12 protein-coding genes are annotated in these 17,011 nt (G+C 50.3%); 1 reads left to right on the forward strand and 11 read right to left on the reverse strand.

Going from position 1 to position 17,011, the window contains the following annotated elements; all coding sequences use genetic code 11:
* Window positions 1-23 precede the first annotated feature (23 nt).
* The 9 genes from modD to dhaK all read right to left on the reverse strand — a co-directional run bounded on the left by modD (window position 24) and on the right by dhaK (window position 9,944).
* Window positions 24-878: a ModD protein gene (modD, locus tag HUZ68_RS09915; protein WP_000576838.1), complete on the reverse strand. Its 855-nt coding sequence runs from the start codon at window positions 876-878 to the stop codon at window positions 24-26.
* Window positions 875-1,687, reverse strand: a complete 813-nt coding sequence (locus HUZ68_RS09920) for a class I SAM-dependent methyltransferase (RefSeq protein ID WP_000903999.1) — start codon at window positions 1,685-1,687, stop codon at window positions 875-877. The genes modD and HUZ68_RS09920 overlap by 4 nt, the downstream gene beginning before the upstream one ends.
* A 9-nt stretch (window positions 1,688-1,696) precedes the next feature.
* Window positions 1,697-2,455 (reverse strand): ABC transporter ATP-binding protein, encoded by a 759-nt coding sequence (locus HUZ68_RS09925; RefSeq protein WP_033815764.1) that lies wholly within the window; start codon window positions 2,453-2,455, stop codon window positions 1,697-1,699.
* Window positions 2,452-3,432, reverse strand: a complete 981-nt coding sequence (locus HUZ68_RS09930) for a FecCD family ABC transporter permease (RefSeq protein WP_001223661.1) — start codon at window positions 3,430-3,432, stop codon at window positions 2,452-2,454. Before HUZ68_RS09930 ends, HUZ68_RS09925 begins: the two co-directional genes overlap by 4 nt.
* Complete coding sequence (locus HUZ68_RS09935) at window positions 3,432-4,454, reverse strand: iron ABC transporter substrate-binding protein (protein ID WP_000060142.1); 1,023 nt, start codon at window positions 4,452-4,454, stop codon at window positions 3,432-3,434. The genes HUZ68_RS09930 and HUZ68_RS09935 overlap by 1 nt, the downstream gene beginning before the upstream one ends.
* A gap of 330 nt (window positions 4,455-4,784) precedes the next feature.
* Window positions 4,785-6,482 carry an alpha,alpha-trehalase gene (gene treA / locus HUZ68_RS09940; protein ID WP_000841726.1) on the reverse strand — a complete coding sequence of 566 codons (1,698 nt, stop codon included), beginning with the start codon at window positions 6,480-6,482 and terminating at the stop codon, window positions 4,785-4,787.
* A gap of 319 nt (window positions 6,483-6,801) precedes the next feature.
* Window positions 6,802-8,220, reverse strand: coding sequence for a dihydroxyacetone kinase phosphoryl donor subunit DhaM (dhaM, locus tag HUZ68_RS09945; protein ID WP_001536888.1), 1,419 nt, complete (start codon window positions 8,218-8,220; stop codon window positions 6,802-6,804).
* Window positions 8,221-8,230: 10 nt separating this feature from the next.
* Window positions 8,231-8,863, reverse strand: a complete 633-nt coding sequence (gene dhaL / locus HUZ68_RS09950) for a dihydroxyacetone kinase subunit DhaL (protein ID WP_001307735.1) — start codon at window positions 8,861-8,863, stop codon at window positions 8,231-8,233.
* A gap of 10 nt (window positions 8,864-8,873) precedes the next feature.
* Window positions 8,874-9,944, reverse strand: coding sequence for a dihydroxyacetone kinase subunit DhaK (gene dhaK / locus HUZ68_RS09955; RefSeq protein ID WP_000733732.1), 1,071 nt, complete (start codon window positions 9,942-9,944; stop codon window positions 8,874-8,876).
* Between the two features lie 227 nt (window positions 9,945-10,171).
* Here dhaK and dhaR point away from each other — a divergent pair, with 227 nt between their 5' ends.
* Complete coding sequence (gene dhaR, locus HUZ68_RS09960; RefSeq protein ID WP_033815766.1) at window positions 10,172-12,091, forward strand: dihydroxyacetone kinase operon transcriptional regulator DhaR; 1,920 nt, start codon at window positions 10,172-10,174, stop codon at window positions 12,089-12,091.
* Between the two features lie 99 nt (window positions 12,092-12,190).
* On the opposite strand, the gene HUZ68_RS09965 is transcribed toward dhaR, so the two are convergent.
* Both HUZ68_RS09965 and ychF read right to left on the reverse strand, forming a co-directional pair.
* Window positions 12,191-15,076, reverse strand: coding sequence for an autotransporter outer membrane beta-barrel domain-containing protein (locus HUZ68_RS09965; protein WP_033815767.1), 2,886 nt, complete (start codon window positions 15,074-15,076; stop codon window positions 12,191-12,193).
* Between the two features lie 843 nt (window positions 15,077-15,919).
* Window positions 15,920-17,011 carry a redox-regulated ATPase YchF gene (ychF, locus tag HUZ68_RS09970; protein ID WP_000505866.1) on the reverse strand — a complete coding sequence of 364 codons (1,092 nt, stop codon included), beginning with the start codon at window positions 17,009-17,011 and terminating at the stop codon, window positions 15,920-15,922.

Consider the following 17,011-nt stretch of genomic DNA (forward strand, 5'->3'; position numbering starts at 1 on the left):
AATAAATTCCGTTTAACAAAGAATTAAATAGAGGCTGCGGGTTGCAGACTGACTTTAATGTCAGCCGGTGCCGCGTAATAAGGCGCGGAGGTAATAAAAAGGCGAATGCCGCAGTCGAGGTAATTTTTGAGTGTCGTCAGATTAATTCCGCCGGTCAGAGCCAGCGTGCAGTGGGGAGCCAGCGACGGCGCTATTTGCGCAATTTCAGTTGCCTGTTGCGGACTAAATTTGTCGAGCTGAAGTACGTCTGGTTGCGCGCGTAACGCGGCGATTGCCTCTTTCGGCGTGTCGGCCTCAACAACAATTTTCTTCTCGGGTGCGTGGCGACGTAACTGATTGATTGCGCCTGACCAGTCCTGATTGTCATGAAGAAAATGGCGGTGGTTGGCAAACAATAATATGGTTTCCGCACATCCGGCACGATGAATCAGTCCTCCGGCAGCCAGAATTGCCTGCGAGGCCAGTAAGCGGGTGCCCGGAATTGCTTTTCGGGTGCAGGCGATATTGCCATCAGGATAACGTTCACGAAGTAACGCCAGCATTTGATCGAGATAATCAGAAACACCGCAACTCCACTCCAGCACATTCTGGATTGCCTTCCATCCCTGATGAAGTGCTGCGGCATTACCCTGCGCACGGATTAGCCGCTGACCCGCGTTCGCTTGTGAACCGTCGCTGACCGCGTCATCAATAGTTAATCCCAGCGTAGTTAACATCTTACACGCGACAGAAACGCCGCTGACGCAGCCGCCCTGACGGAGAAAAAACTCTATATAGCCATGCTGGTGTCCAATATTTAATGCTCTCGTGGTCAGGTCACCGCCCTGGATATCTTCCAGAAGTAACGCATCGATTTGTGCCTGAGAAAGGAAAATCATCGCAGTGCCTCCTGCGGTACGCTATCCCACCAGATGAGCGCCCAGTCGCGGCTGGCAGGGGCGAGGGCACGAGCATCTTGTTGTTGATACCAGCGATATAACCGCTCACGCTCATCGTCGTTAAGCGCGCCAAGACTCCAGCTGACGTTCTGCTCAAAACGTTCCCAGGTGCTGTTATCCTGTTGGCAATTTTGTCCACGGATAAAATCAACGTGGGCATAAATTCCCATCTGATACAGGACGTTGAGCGCAAAGATATAGTTGGGTAATTCGATCACTTCCCGACCAGCCGCCCGCTGAATGGCTGGAGAGACGAACGAGGTGCTGACCAGATGAGTCGTATAGACGCGAAGCCGTGCCTGATTATTCAGTTTGCTCATTGCCTGGCGCATATCAGCCACCAGAGTGGAGCGGGAAGCCACAGCAATATCGCAGCGTGGCAGGTCACTCCAGTCCTCTTCCCAGGCGCGCTGGATCCAGTGGACATTATCTGCCTTCAGCGCGGCGGCGCGACGGGCGGCAACGTTCAGCATCCCCTGACTGTAATCAACGCCATAAATCGTCGTGAGTTTGTCAGCCAGCGCCAGCGATACGGTACCCGGTCCGCAGCCCATATCGAATAAGGTCTGAGCGCCTTGTAGGTCAATTTTTGAGATCAGTTGTTGCAGGTAGCTGTCCGTAGGCGAGGCGCAATTTTCCGCCATTTTTTCCGCCCGTTGATCCCAGTGATCCGGCGTTTTTTCTGTGCGGTGGGCCAGCTTGAGTTGCTGCAGATAAAGGTCTGCAAAATCAATATCATCAATGAGCATGATTTTTCCTTAGTGGCTAATTGCAGAGAGGTGATGATGAATCTGGTCGGCAGAAACCCGATACAGGGCAGCCAGTTTGTTTGTTGTTAACTGTTCGGTCGGTAAGCCTTGTGTTACTCGTCCATCTGGCTCTACCTGGATAATGCTGTCGGCAATGGCGTTGGCATGGAGCGGATGATGAGTCGACATTAACATTGTCATGCCGTTATTTTTGAGCTGTGCCAGCGTGTCCAGTAGTTGGATCTGATGACCGAAATCGAGGCTGGAGGCAGGCTCATCCAGTAACAACAAGCGCGGTTGCTGGACGAGTGCACGGGCGATTAAAGCCAGCTGACGTTCACCGCCGCTAAGCGTATTCCAGCGTCGTGCCGCCAGATGCAAAATGCCCAGCTTTTCCAGTTGCTCCGTGGCTTTCAGGCGTTCTTGCTTACCGGGAACGGAAAAAGCGCCTATGGTGGCGGCCAGGCCCATCAACACCATATCCAGCACACTAAAAGCAAAAATACCGTCGTGCGCCTGCGGCACCCAGGCAATAGCCTGCGCGCGCTGGCGATGGCTGAGTGTCTGCACAGGGAGGCTATCCAGTAAGACCTCGCCTTTTAATAACGGTATAACGCCAAGAACGGAGCGCATGAGTGTGGTTTTGCCGCAACCATTGGCTCCTAACAGACAACAAATTGTTCCTTGCGACAGGGTGAAGGACACGTCGCGTAGCACCGGATGGCGGGAGTAACCCAGAGACGCATGACGGACGGCAAGCAAAGTCACTGGCGACCTCCGCGTAACAACAAAAGCAGGAAAAACGGTGCGCCAACAAAAGCGGTCAGAATGCCAAGTGGGATTTCTGTTGTTCCAATGCTGCGTGCCAGCGTATCGGTAAGCAGGAGCAGAATCGCGCCAGTACACATTGCCATGGGCAACAGCTGCTGATGGTTATGACCGGTCAACAAGCGGGCAATGTGCGGAACGACCAGGCCGACCCAACCAATTATGCCCGCTATTGCTACCGTACTGGCGGTGATTAGTGTGGCGCAGACAATCAATCCAAAGCGCAGACGCGTCACGTTCAGTCCCAGCGAACGGGCTTCGTCGTCGGAAAGCGTGAGTAAATTCATGCGCCAGCGGAGAAAAAACAGGGGCAAGGAGCCTATGAGAATGATCGGTGCAGCATAGCAGAGATCGCGTAAGGTCACGGTGGACAGTCCCCCCAGCAACCAGAAGGTAATTGACGGTAACTGGGTGTAAGGATCGGCCAGCGTTTTAATTAGTGATATCCCCGCTCCGCACAACGTTCCTAACGCAATGCCTACCAGCACCAGGGTTAAGATCGGATCGTGGCGGGTCACCCGACGCGTAATCAACCAGACGCCCGCGACCACCATCAGCCCGCCGCAAAATGCGTACAGCTGGATGTAAACAATGGATAATCCCCACAGAATTGCCGTGCAGGCACCAAGTCCGGCACCAGCGGAGACGCCTAAAATATCCGGTGAAACTAAGGGATTACGCAACATTCCCTGATAGGTGGTTCCGGCTCCTGCCAGCGCCGCGCCCAGTAACAGCGCAGCAAGAATACGCGGCACGCGGATTTGCCAGAAGACAATTTGTTCCTGCACAGGAACATTTTCTTGACGAAGAATTAGCGCCAGCAGTTGCTGCATATCGAGATGATAAGCCCCACTTACGGCGGCAAAAGTGATACTGATAGCTGCCAGCAGCAAAATACATCCGTTTACGATTCTCATTAGCTCGCCACCAATTTTTGATAGTCGGCGTCACTGAGTGAACAATGCCAGAACAGTTGGGCGTAATGCTGCATGTCACTTTTAAACTGGCGATTGATGGCGGGATCCAGCCAGGCGTGAAGTCTGCGTAATCCCAGAAGACGGTTGATTCCCGGTGGGGCATCCAGCCAGCCAAAGGGCAAGCCACTTAAAAATAAGATGCGTTGTTCCGCAACGGCTTTCACGCCCTGCCAGAGAGGATCACGACGAATAAAGTCTGCAGTAACGGCCTCCTGAACCAGAATAATATCCGGCTGCCAGCGCAGGAGATTTTCCATGGAAACCTGTGTCAGGCCGTGGCGATCGGCTATTTGCGCGACGTTGTGCAAACCTAATAATTCCGCCGCCTCGGTATGCAACGAACCCTTTAAGCCCGTTTCCAGCCCTCGAGGACCGCGCGCAGCATAAAAGCGGAGGTTAGCGGCGGGTGAGGTGGCGAATGCCTGAGCTTCACCAACGAAGCGGCTGGCGAGATAGGCTTGTTCTGCGGCGCGATGCTCTTCGCCTAACGTTTTGCCAAGCGTTGTTAATTGTTCTGCTGATTGCGCCAGTTTCCCGTTAAGCAATAACCAGGGTATTTGTGTCTGTTCGCTAACCTGCCGTGCCTGGGAGATCCAGGTTTCATCCGTATTGCCGCAATCAACGACCAAATCGGGATGTAACGCCATAAGCCCTTCCAGCGAGAGTGTGCTGGCGCGCCCGGCGAGTCGTCCCAGCCTGGGTAACTGGCGAATGTGCTCTGGCAATGGAATTAATGCCTGACGGGCAAAATCAAAAGAGGAAAAACCGACCATTTTTTCTGGCGCGACAGCCAGCAATAGCAAATCGGCGGGCGCACCTGCGCTGACGATGCGTGTAATGTTTTGGGCTTCGGGAAGCGTCAGTGAGGCCCAGAATTTGACTGATTGTGCAAAAGAAGGCAGATGATGCAGGAACAACGTCGACGCAAGAATCTGTGTAAACCTCCGTCTGGTTAGTGACATAAGTTATATCCTGATAATTAAAACCGCTATATATTTACATATATATCGAAAAAAATCATGTTTGATGTCAAAATTTGTCTAAAGAGACAGAGTGATTTGCTTGTTGCTTAAATAACACTTTGTTCCACAAGAAAATTGTCAGGGAGAATGGCGGAGTGGCGAAAAATATAAATAGAGGTGTAATGATTAACAAATTGATAAAATAAAATTAAAATCTTCTCTGATAAAAGAAAATAAAGGCATAGACCGTAGAATGGGGGGCATTTCGTGGCGAAAAAAGAGCAATGCCAATTTTATGCACATAATGGCATTGCTCGATATACAGCAAAGTTAAGGCGTAGGTTCCGCCTCTTTTTGTTTTACCGGCTGTGTTGTTGATTCACTGAGTGGACGCGTCGCCGGAACATTGTCACACGGTTGCTCTTTCGGGCAGATCAAATCCAGCATTTTCAGCGTCACGCCATTGGTCCAGCCAAAGCCATCCTGTAATGGATATTCGCCACCGCCGCCCCCCGTTCCGGTGGTGCTGACATCATATTTTTCCACCAGCTTTTTCTCCCGGTCATAGGTGTGCTGAACATTGGTCAGGAAGTGCCAGCTAATGTCCATCGCCACCTCTTTTTGACCGTAGTTTTGTAATCCTTCTGTCGCGACCCACTGCAACGGTGCCCAGCCATTTGGCGCATCCCATTGTTGCCCACTTTTCACCGACGTGGTGTTCAGGCCGCCTGGTTGCAGCAGATGTGTTTTCGTCGCCGTCGCCATTTTGTTGGCGCGATCTTTCGCTGCCGCATTGACGTACAGCGGGAACAGGGCGGCAGCGGTTAACTGATTGCGCACTTTATGACTTTTCAGGTCGTAATCGGCATACCAGCCTTGTTGATCGTTCCACAGGTATTTTTCGATCCCTTTTTGACGGGCATTTGCCAGCGTTTCGTACTGGTTTGCCATCGCGTTATCTCCGGCAGCCTTGCTGGCGCGGGCGAGGATTTTTTCCATTTTAAACATCAGGCTGTTCAGATCGACCGGTACGATGCTGGTGGTGCGTATGGTATTTAACTGCTGCGGATTGTCCATCCAGCGCGAGCTGAAATCCCAGCCAGACGCAGCGGCAGAGCGCAGGTCGCGGTAAATTTCAGTGGCAGGTCGATTCGGATTGCTTTTGGCGGTGGCAATATCTTCCACCCATGACTCTGGTCGTGGCGTATCACGATCGTCCCAGTAGCGGTTGAGAAGGGTACCATCCTGAAGTTTTACAACGCGTTTTTCCTGTTGTCCGGCTTGCAGGTTTTCAACACCGTCCATCCAGTAAGCATATTCTTTTTGCATTTGCGGCAGGTATTGCTTCAATGCGGCATCGCCTTCATGCTGCGCCAGTAACTCTACCATCAGGGCAAAGAAGGGCGGCTGCGAGCGGCTTAAATAGTAACTGCGGTTGCCGTTGGGAATATGACCGTAAGTGTCTATTTCATGAGCAAAATTGGCCACCATATCCGCGACTTTATCCCAGTGACCGCTTTCGGCAAGTCCTAACATGGTGAAGTAACTGTCCCAGTAATATACCTCGCGAAAACGTCCGCCCGGCACGACATAAGGTTCCGGCAGCGGTAACAGAGAATCCCATTTTTCGGTGTTTTCGGTAGAACGCGTTAATACCGGCCAAAGTCCGTCAATATGTTCGCGCAGTGACTGTCCCTCTGGCGGAACATATTTCTCGCCCTCTGTCGGCAGGGTGAAATTGACGTTAACGAAATGGCGCAGATCAAATCCGCTCTGGTTTTGCTGCATCCGATAATCAGCAAGGATCATCAGCGGATCGCTGTTCGGCACGGCATCGGCAAAGGTTTTTTGGTCCGGAAAAAGTTTGGCGTTTTGCACATCATTAAACAGCGGCCCTAATAAAATATCAGGCGGCTGTGGCGTTACCGGTGTTTCTTCTGCCTGCACCGATAGCGCAGCGAAACACAAAAAGATGCAGGCTGGAATTAACGCCATTTTTTGCGGGCGAGAAGGTGCGGGGGATTTCATCAATCATTCTCCTTAGGCGAAACCGAATAAAACGGTATTCAAGTATCAGAAAACCTTAGTTCAGGATCGCACTAGCTGCATGATCGAAATCTCATTCTGCGAACTGTCAGGCATTTTAGAAAAGGGAATTAAAGGGATAAATAACGGCGAAATAGAGTGATCAAATAACGTCTGTTTATTAGCCAGCCAGCGGCGTTTGGTTCGCGATTAGCGAAGAAAAATCATCATAAATTGGTGAAAAATATAACAGGTAGTTAAAAAACATTAGTGCTGAGTAAATTGCCGGATGACATCAGAACGATGCCATCCGAACGGTGACTTAACCCTGACGGTTGAAACGTTGCGTTTTAACGTCCAGCGTTAGCTTTTCTTCTGGTTGTATCGCATACAGTTTCTCACCCTGCTGGCAAATCCAGCCAATCCCCAGTTCACGGGCGATCAGGGCGCTGTGGGATACCGGACTTCCGGCGCTAAGGCAGATACCTTTTACAACCGCCGGATCCAGTTGCAGTACTGCGGAGGGATAAATGTTCTCCGCCAGTAGAATAGTTGGCGAGTTAAACTGCGGGAGTTCTTCTTTCGTTTGGGTCAGGTGGACCAGGGTGCGATGCAGAAGATCGTCCACATCAATATAGCGAGCTTGTAGATATTCATCATCCAGTTGCTGGTATTGCTGGCTAAGTTCTTTAAGAACTTGCTGCCAGGCATATTCTGCCGTGCAATGTTCGTGCTGAAGGAGTTCGCTTGCCGCCGCCAGCAGTTCCGGATCATCTAACAGTGTATGGTGACCAGAAAAGATTGCGGCAATATCGTCAAGCCCGCTGGCTTCTGCTTTCGCTGTTAACGTCATCAGATCTAATAACGTGAAGTCAATGGCCTGGCGTAATCGTTCTTGTTCTTCTTCCACGGTCAGGGTTGATTTGGCCTGTACCGTACATAAAACCGGTTGATAATAAAAGGCTTTACCCGAAACAGGCGGAACGGGACGCAGAGTAGGTGGAGCAACTTCCTCCGTTTCACCAAAGTTATCTTCAGCCAGCTGACGGAAAGCGATCAGTGCCTCTTCAGCTTCTGGCCCTTTCGCAATCAGGCGCAGCGTATCGTTATAGCGAACTTGTAGTAACGCAATCTGGTTAATACTCTCCGGTGTGACGCATTTGCCGTTTTTTTCCAGCAACATATCGGCATTAAATGTCGATAAGGTATAAACCAGCCGGGAGGCCGGACGGACGTGCAGGCCGTTACGGTTTTTAATGACCACCGCCAGAGAACGGGCTTCTTCATCGTACGCAGGACATGAGTCAGAGATTTCAGTGTCGGAGGACGGTAAACCCAGTTGTTCACGTTTGGCTTCCAGCGCATGCATGGCGTCAAAGATAACTTTGTCGATATCCGCCCCCGAGGCCGCGCTGACCGTTGCTGCCAGTGTACCTTCGACCAACGGCGCAGCACACAAACGTACTTTTGCGGCGATCTCGGGAGCCAGCAATTCCAGCGCAGTTTCAGCACTCAATAATGCGCTACCCATATCCATCATGACCAGCACATGGTCGGCATCAGCAACAGATTCGATGGCCTCCATCACTTTGACGGCATCGGTACCAATGGGATTTTGTGGATCGTCAATTCCCGCGGCAATGGCGATTTTACAACTATCACTCATTAACATCTGACGGGCTAATTCACCGACACCTTCTCCCAGTCGGCTGCTATGTGAAACTATGACCAGGTTTACCATCACCAATTCCTTACTCTTTTGCGGCTAACGCCAACATTTGCATCATAAACATCACCGAGGTTGCGCCGGGATCCTGGTGACCAATACTGCGTTCACCGAGATAACTGGCGCGGCCTTTGCGGGCTTGCATCGTAATCGTACTTTGTGCAGCGGATTCGGCGATGCTACTGGCAGCTTCGAGCGCCGCCGGAACAGAGAGATTTTGCTCGCTGGACTGACGTAATGATTCCACCACCGGCACCCACACATCACACATGGTTTTATCGCCAGGTTCGGCTTTCCCGCGACTGATTACGCCGTCCGCGCCATCGCGGAACATCTGATAAAGCTCTTCCAGCGTCAGGCTTTGCCGTGCCTGGGTCGCCTGTGCTGCGCGGATAAAGAAGGTACCGAACAGCGGACCACTGGCACCACCGACGCTGGAAAGCAGCGTCATACCGGTATTCTTGAGAATGAAACCGATATCTTTATCTGCAATAGCAGGGAGTTTTTCCACCACTTTGCTAAAGCCTCGGTTCATATTTAGCCCGTGGTCAGCGTCGCCAATCTCGCGATCCAGTCCGGTAAGATACTCGCTCTCGGTGTTGAAAATATCGCCACAACGAGTGAGCCAGTTAACAATTTGAGTTCTGCTCAGTGACATTGCTTTCTCCTTATTTACCCCAGTTAAGGGCCGGGGTGTGGACCGGGGCGTCCCAGAGTGCCAGCGTTTCGTCATCAACTTTCAGTAAGGTGATTGAGAAACCGGTCATATCCAGTGAGGTGCAGTACGCGCCAATTAAATTACGCTCGATAGTCAATCCCGCTTGCTGGCAACGTGTGGTCAGGCGGTTATAGACGCCGTACAGCTCAGAAAGTGGAGTTGCGCCAAGATTGTTAACCAGCGCAATCACCCTGTCGCCAGACTGGAGCGGTTGTTTGGTTTGTGGTTCTTCCTGCCAGCTGCCTTGTTGATAATCCCAGAAACGCAAAGTGCGATGGTATGAGCCATTTTCCAGCAGGGTGTCGAACATTTCATCGACGGTTTGATCAAGGGAAGAGAAGGGGCGACGGTCAATACCCGGCTCACCATGAATGCCGACGCCAAACTCCATCTCATTGTCCGCCAGGGTAAAAGAAGGTTTGCCCGCGGCAGGAACGGTACAGGCACCGAGAGCGATACCTATTGAGTGGCCTTGATTATTCAACTTACGCCCCAGTTCCGCACAGGCGTCCAGTGAGTCGCCACGCTCCGCCGCTGCGCCTACGAGTTTTTCAATTAATACGGTGTTGGCAACGCCGCGTCGCCCGGCGGTATAAAGACTGTCTTTTACTGCAACGTCGTCATCAATGACCACAGTGGTCACTTTTACGCCACTATCGTGCAGTAACTCGGTTGCTGTTTCGAAGTTAAGAATATCGCCGGTGTAATTTTTGATAATCAACAGTACACCTTCGCCGCCATCAACTTGCATGGCGCATTCAAAGATTTTATCGGGCGTCGGTGAGGTGAAAATTTCGCCCGGACAGGCCCCCGAAAGCATCCCCTGACCGATATAACCACAGTGCATCGGCTCGTGTCCGCTGCCGCCACCCGACAGCAGGGCGACTTTTCCTGTAACGGGGGCATCAGCTCGGGTGACATACACCGGATCCTGATGCAGTGTCAGCGATGGATGCGCTTTCGCCAGTCCTGCCAGTTGTTCGTCCAGTACGTCTTGCACATCATTGATCAATTTTTTCATTATTTTGCTCCAGCAATTACGGTAGGGCATGGATGATGTTCAACGACACGGCGACCACTGACTGCCGATGAATCCATTGTGCATCAGGCAAGGGAAAAGAAAATTAGCCCAAATTATGTTTCATAGTGAAACATATGCTTTAATGAATGTTCCATATTGAAACTTTTACGTGTATTAATACTTAAAATTGCGAGCCGGAACACCTTTTGTCATAAGGGATGCGGGATATGAGTGGCGCTTTTAACAACGATGGTCGGGGCATATCTCCCTTAATTGCAACCTCCTGGGAGCGATGCAATAAGCTGATGAAACGGGAGACATGGAGCGTACCGCACCAGGCCCAGGGCGTGACATTTGCTTCTATTTATCGGCGTAAGAAAGCGATGCTGACGCTCGGGCAGGCTGCTCTGGAAGATGCCTGGGAATATATGGCACCGCGAGAGTGTGCGCTGTTTATCCTCGATGAAACCGCCTGCATTCTCAGCCGTAATGGCGATCCGCAAACCTTGCAGCAGCTAAGTGCACTGGGATTCAATGACGGCACGTATTGCGCCGAGGGAATTATTGGTACTTGTGCGCTATCGTTAGCGGCTATCTCTGGTCAGGCCGTGAAAACGATGGCCGATCAACATTTCAAACAGGCACTCTGGAACTGGGCCTTTTGCGCAACGCCGTTGTTTGACAGCAACGGCCGATTGACGGGAACAATAGCGCTGGCGTGTCCGGTTGAGCAAACTACCGCAGCTGATTTGCCGTTGACGTTGGCAATCGCCCGCGAGGTCGGTAATTTACTTCTGACGGACAGTTTGCTCGCTGAAACTAACCGTCATTTAAATCAACTTAATGCCCTGTTAGAAAGTATGGATGATGGCGTGATTAGCTGGGACGAGCAGGGTAATTTGCAATTTATTAATGCCCAGGCGGCGCGGGTCTTGCGCCTTGACGCGACGGCAAGTCAGGGGCGGGCAATCACTGAACTCTTAACGTTACCCGCCGTATTGCAACAAGCAATAAAACAGGCACATCCGCTCAAACACGTAGAAGCAACCTTTGAAAGCCAGCACCAGTTTATTGATGCGGTGATAACCCTTAAACCGATAATAGAAACGCAGGGAACCAGCTTTATTTTGTTGCTCCATCCTGTGGAACAGATGCGGCAGTTAATGACCAGTCAATTAGGAAAAGTCAGCCATACCTTCGCTCATATGCCACAGGACGATCCGCAAACCCGCCGCTTGATTCATTTTGGTCGCCAGGCGGCGCGCAGTAGCTTTCCTGTCCTGCTTTGTGGAGAAGAAGGCGTGGGCAAGGCACTGCTAAGTCAGGCAATTCATAATGAAAGCGAGCGTGCTGCAGGTCCTTATATCGCCGTCAATTGTGAGTTATATGGTGATGCGGTGCTGGCGGAAGAATTTATTGGCGGCGATCGCACGGACAATGAAAATGGCCGTCTGAGTCGGCTGGAACTGGCGCACGGCGGCACGCTGTTTCTTGAAAAGATTGAATATCTGGCGGTGGAGTTACAGTCTGCTTTGCTTCAGGTTATCAAGCAGGGTGTTATCACGCGACTGGATGCGCGGCGTTTAATACCAATTGATGTCAAAGTGATTGCTACAACCACCGCGGACCTCGCAATGCTGGTGGAACAAAATCGTTTTAGTCGCCAGCTGTATTACGCGCTGCATGCATTTGAAATTACCATCCCGCCTCTGCGTATGCGGCGTGGCAGCATTCCGGCGTTGGTGAATAACAAATTACGCAGTCTTGAAAAACGCTTCTCTACGCGGCTGAAAATTGATGACGATGCCCTCGCTCGCCTGGTTTCTTGTGCATGGCCTGGCAACGATTTTGAACTTTACAGCGTCATCGAGAATCTTGCTCTGAGTAGTGATAATGGGCGCATTCGCGTCTGTGATTTGCCGGAACATCTGTTTACCGAGCAGGCGACAGATGATGTCAGCGCCACACGCCTTTCCACCAGTCTGTCATTTGCGGAAGTTGAAAAAGAGGCAATTATTAACGCAGCCCAGGTCACAGGCGGTCGCATTCAGGAAATGTCGGCTTTACTTGGAATCGGCCGCACTACGCTGTGGCGGAAAATGAAGCAACATGGCATTGATGCAGGGCAGTTTAAGCGCCGGGTATGAAAGACAGAGACGATTTCTGATACATTAGAGTGATCTATATTTCATTCCGGCGCACGCTAACATTTTTCAGCATCGTTTAAGGGCTTGTCTATCCCGCACTTAAAAGCTGAAGCGATATCCTCCGTTGACTTGCTTCTGATCAAAGAGGTTACCCTGCGTGTAATCCGCTTCGAGGTAGAATGTGTGCTGTTTGTTATACTGTGCACTGACTCCCACGCCGTTATTCCAGCCATTACCTTTGAAACTGTACTTCTCCCGGGAGTTGTTCAACAGATATTCTGTATCCCCTGAAAACTCGTGGATAGCGCCAGTCTTCACATAGATATTCAGCTGGCTTTTACCTGCGGTGATGTCATATCCCAGTATCATGCTGGCACGCCCCAGCAGCGATTCGTAGTGATTCAGATGTATATTGAGACCATTACTCGCCTTCATAGCCATCTCATTCTGGTGGCTGTATGTGAGCTGGGTTTGCGGCTCTATATAGAACCCATAACCAGTAGGGGTCAGGTTGAACCTCTGCCCGGCTTCCAGGGAGATGCTCAATCCATTCGCAGTGCCGTTGGCGTTAACGCCGTTGTTCTGACTGTCCAGTACGTGGAAACTATTTTTCTGGCGCGATGCTTTTACAACGAGATCGCTGTAAAAACCGTTGTGTGCCATGTAACTGGCGTACATTCCCATGTAGTCTGAACGTGCGGTACCGTCGCCACCGCTATAGTCCGGCGATGCATGTGTTGAGCCAATATACAGACCGACATACAACGGCATTTCATCAGAGAGACGTTTATCCCCACCAAACTGGATACCGCTGTAACCCATGTCAAAGCCGCTCAGTTTGCCACTGGCGAAGGAGTCCAGGCTTCCCCCATAACTGCGCAGCCAGATATTACCGTCTTTACTCTGATTTCGCAGGTCACCCATCCGTTGCATCAGCGTACGGTTTTCAACATAGTTCAATAAGTAACCAACATTGAGATAATTGCCGCCAGCATCTGCGGTCGTGGTGGGTTTAGGTGTGGGAGTGGGGGTAGGCGTAGGATCGGGTTCAGGCGTAGGATCGGGGTTGACTATGGGAGGCTGAGCGGGAGCTGGTGTTGGTTCAGGATTAGGAGTCGGTTCTGGAACTGTCCCGGAAGCGTAAAGCTCCCAGTTAGTGCCATTTTTACGCACATCGTACAGATATCCCCCCAACTCAACCTGAGAAGACGCGCTGAACGAGGCCGCACCGTCAGTGGTTTTTACCACTGTCAGAACTTCATTTCCCGTTGTGGCCTCGCTGCCCTGGTTGCGGATAGCCAATACGTGATTACCAGCACTACTCCCGCTGATATTCAATAAATCCCCTTTATTATTAACGCCATTACCCTCGCCAACAACATCAGCACGCATAATAAAGGTACTGTTACCGCTCAGGTTCTCTACGTTTAATGTGGTAAATGTGCCGGCAGTTGACCCGTGGCTGGCAAAATCGACAGTTGAATGGCTCAGCGTCAGCGTGTCGAGATTAGAATTACTTGTTACGTTCCAGACGCTGTTATTCATTACAACGTCCAGTTTCCCGCCATTGACATTATCGCTGAGGGAGGAACCTGTCCAAACCGACCCAGGGTGCATATCCAGATTGATTAGCCCACCTTTGGAAAGAACGCTACCGTTGATAAGCATACGACCCGAGGCGTTGATGCGGCTGGCGGCATAACCATCGTCATGTTGCGTTGCGATGGCCATCTGGTCGGGTGTACTCATATCAATGACCAGATCGCTCGTGAGGTCGATCTGGCTGTTGGTCATGGCATAAATCCCCCTGGCTCCTGCCGCGCCGGTGATAGCCAAACTGTCTCCGGTTATTCTACCGCCGCTGAGCGCCCACAAACCCAGCGCCAGACTGCCATTACGATCAACCGTAATATCCGTATTTTGCATGTTGATAACAGCCGTTGCCGTCTGGGCCGAGGCACCATAAGAACCGCCGGAAAAGATGCTGTTTCGTTGCGCTGCCGTGCCAGAAAAATTGATTGTCGCGTCTGAACCACTGGCTACGAGACCACCGCCCTGCGCGGAAGAAATATGGCTATCTGCACCGATAGTGGTTGTACCACCACGAACTTCGACGCCATTGGCCGCGGCTCCAGTTACATCAACAGTGAGTGCATTCGCGCTAACCTGGCCAAAGCTCCAGAGGCCGTGAGCATTATCGCCATTGGTTTTAATGGTACTGTTTGTTCCGAGATCGACAACAGAGTTTTTCTGTACGTTTATCCCCATGGCGCTGTAGCCCTGAACATCGATTGTCAGGTCTGTCGCCGTAAAACGCGCAGCACCATTGGCGTTATTGCCGTTGAGACCACCGATATAAACACCTGTACTTCCATCGGTCTTGATTTTACTTCCGCTTCCAAGATCGACACTGGTGCCATAGTCATTGATGGTTAGGCCTATACCGTTCGAGTTTTCAATGGTGAATTGAGTGGCTGTTAGTGTTGAGCTATGCCCAATAATGATGCCGTCATCGTTACTCTTAATGGTGCTGCCTGTGCCTAAGTCAGCATGGGTATAGTCACCAATTAAATTAATGCCGATGGCAGAGGTTTGACCAACAACATCTACTGTGAGTCGGTTAGCTGTCAGGGAGCTGTTTTTGCCCTGAATAATGATTCCTTTTGCATATCCAGAGGCGTCGTTGACATTGACGGTGACACCATTACCCAGGTTGATATTGCCAGGCGTGTTTCCTGCTGGGGTCATTACACCATAGAGGTTTCCTGATGGATCGGCGGTATCTCCTGTAATTCTGTCACCATCATTAATAGTAATATTGGTGCCATATTGACTTCCTGTATCAGCAGCTATCAGCAGGGGGGAAAAGATAATTGCATTCAAACCAATAGCGCCAAATTTTATCAGTTGAATTGAGGGCGAACGGATTTTTAATTCAGCGAGACGATCGGCTTTGGTATTCCCATTGTGTTGTTTGATGCCCATACCACTCCTATATAGTACCCAGGCTATGGGTCTATGGATTTTGTCATTTTGTTTAAGTCAATGAATAATATCCTCTTATCATCATGATATTTGTATGGTGCAATCATGATGAGCTTCTCTGAGAATAATTCTCTATTACCGGGCAAAATCAGGAACACAGGAATTAATATATATTTAACATCCCCCTTACAAAGGTGAGTTTATATCGAGTTATTCCCTAAGTTGTCGTTACTTATTCCAATTCGTTACTATGAATATGGCAAAAATATTACAACAAACAGCGGTTAAAAAATTTGGTGAAGATTTTTTGTAATAATCCTAATTAGTTACGGGATTTTCGCTTGATGTATCTGCATAACAAAAACAATATGCGCCATTTTTGCATTACTAATAAGAAAAAGCAAAAAACATCGATATTCATTTTTGGTCAATGGGTTTTCTGGCCTATCGTTGTTATTGTGCTACTGGTTATCATTTTCATCTTGCCAGGATCGCACGTAATCACGTTATTCGGGGACTTTATCTGCGGGATATTACCCTTCAGGTAAGTCCTTTTCTCGCCAGCATATTGGAGCGTGATCAATATTGATCAGCTGTGAAGGGGGCTGATGTGTAGTGGAACAAAAACTGACGTTATATCACTGCTAATGAGATATCCGTCATCTGAACACTTATGTCTTTAATTATTCTCGTGGTTCACTGTAGGCAATAAGCACAAAAGTGTAGGATGTTACAAGAATGATTCGGACTCGGTGAAATGAAAAATCCACGCAATTGCGTGGATTTTATATACTTTTGCGCTCTTCATGAGATTTAGCGAAACCTCATGAGACAATAAATTAATTAGACGTTGAAAAGGAAGTTCATCACATCGCCATCTTTCACGATGTAATCTTTACCTTCTGCACGCATTTTGCCTGCTTCTTTCGCGCCTTGTTCACCTTTGTAAGTGATGAAATCTTCAAACGAGATGGTTTGTGCACGGATAAAGCCTTTTTCAAAATCAGTATGGATTTTGCCCGCTGCCTGCGGCGCGGTTGCTCCAACCGGAATGGTCCATGCACGCACTTCTTTCACCCCAGCGGTGAAGTAAGTTTGCAGGTTCAGCAGCTTATAACCGGCACGGATCACACGGTTCAGGCCCGGCTCTTCCAGCCCAAGCTCCTGCATAAACTCGTCACGTTCTTCGTCGTCCAGTTCGGCAATGTCTGCTTCAACAGCAGCACAAACCGGAACCACAACAGAACCTTCTTTCGCCGCGATTTCACGCACCTGGTCAAGATATGGGTTGTTTTCAAAACCGTCTTCGTTGACGTTGGCGATGTACATTGTTGGTTTCAGCGTCAGGAAGCTCAGGTAACGAATAGCCGCTTTCTCTTCAGCGCTTAAATCCAGCGCGCGCAGCATACCTGCGTTTTCCAGCTGGGGCAGGCATTTTTCCAGGACCGCCAGCTCAGCTTTCGCGTCTTTATCGCCACCTTTGGCTTTCTTCTGTACGCGATGAATCGCACGTTCGCAGGTGTCGAGGTCTGCCAGCGCCAGTTCGGTGTTGATAACTTCAATATCGTCAGCCGGGTTAACTTTGCCGGAAACGTGAATGATGTTGTCATTTTCAAAGCAGCGAACAACGTGACCGATCGCTTCGGTTTCACGGATGTTGGTCAGGAACTGGTTACCCAGACCTTCGCCTTTCGATGCGCCTTTTACCAGACCGGCGATATCGACAAATTCCATGGTCGTGGGAAGCGTACGTTGCGGTTTTACGATTTCAGCCAGTTGATCCAGGCGAGGATCAGGCATTGGTACGACGCCTGTGTTCGGCTCAATGGTGCAGAATGGAAAGTTGGCCGCTTCAATACCGGCTTTGGTCAGCGCGTTGAACAGGGTAGATTTCCCGACGTTGGGCAAACCGACGATACCGCATTTGAATCCCAT

This window comes from Shigella dysenteriae, assembly GCF_022354085.1.
Taxonomy (GTDB): Bacteria; Pseudomonadota; Gammaproteobacteria; order Enterobacterales; family Enterobacteriaceae; genus Escherichia; species Escherichia coli.

Bases quoted from the DNA above. Each gene is read 5' to 3' on its own strand.
- HUZ68_RS09935 (WP_000060142.1), bottom strand. From the start codon at position 4,454: ATGTCACTAACCAGACGGAGGTTTACACAGATTCTTGCGTCGACGTTG.
- treA (WP_000841726.1), bottom strand. From the start codon at position 6,482: ATGAAATCCCCCGCACCTTCTCGCCCGCAAAAAATGGCGTTAATTCCA.
- dhaM (WP_001536888.1), bottom strand. From the start codon at position 8,220: ATGGTAAACCTGGTCATAGTTTCACATAGCAGCCGACTGGGAGAAGGT.
- HUZ68_RS09930 (WP_001223661.1), bottom strand. From the start codon at position 3,432: ATGAGAATCGTAAACGGATGTATTTTGCTGCTGGCAGCTATCAGTATC.
- dhaL (WP_001307735.1), bottom strand. From the start codon at position 8,863: ATGTCACTGAGCAGAACTCAAATTGTTAACTGGCTCACTCGTTGTGGC.
- dhaR (WP_033815766.1), top strand. From the start codon at position 10,172: ATGAGTGGCGCTTTTAACAACGATGGTCGGGGCATATCTCCCTTAATT.
- dhaK (WP_000733732.1), bottom strand. From the start codon at position 9,944: ATGAAAAAATTGATCAATGATGTGCAAGACGTACTGGACGAACAACTG.
- modD (WP_000576838.1), bottom strand. From the start codon at position 878: ATGATTTTCCTTTCTCAGGCACAAATCGATGCGTTACTTCTGGAAGAT.
- HUZ68_RS09920 (WP_000903999.1), bottom strand. From the start codon at position 1,687: ATGCTCATTGATGATATTGATTTTGCAGACCTTTATCTGCAGCAACTC.
- ychF (WP_000505866.1), bottom strand. From the start codon at position 17,011: ATGGGATTCAAATGCGGTATCGTCGGTTTGCCCAACGTCGGGAAATCT.
- HUZ68_RS09965 (WP_033815767.1), bottom strand. From the start codon at position 15,076: ATGGGCATCAAACAACACAATGGGAATACCAAAGCCGATCGTCTCGCT.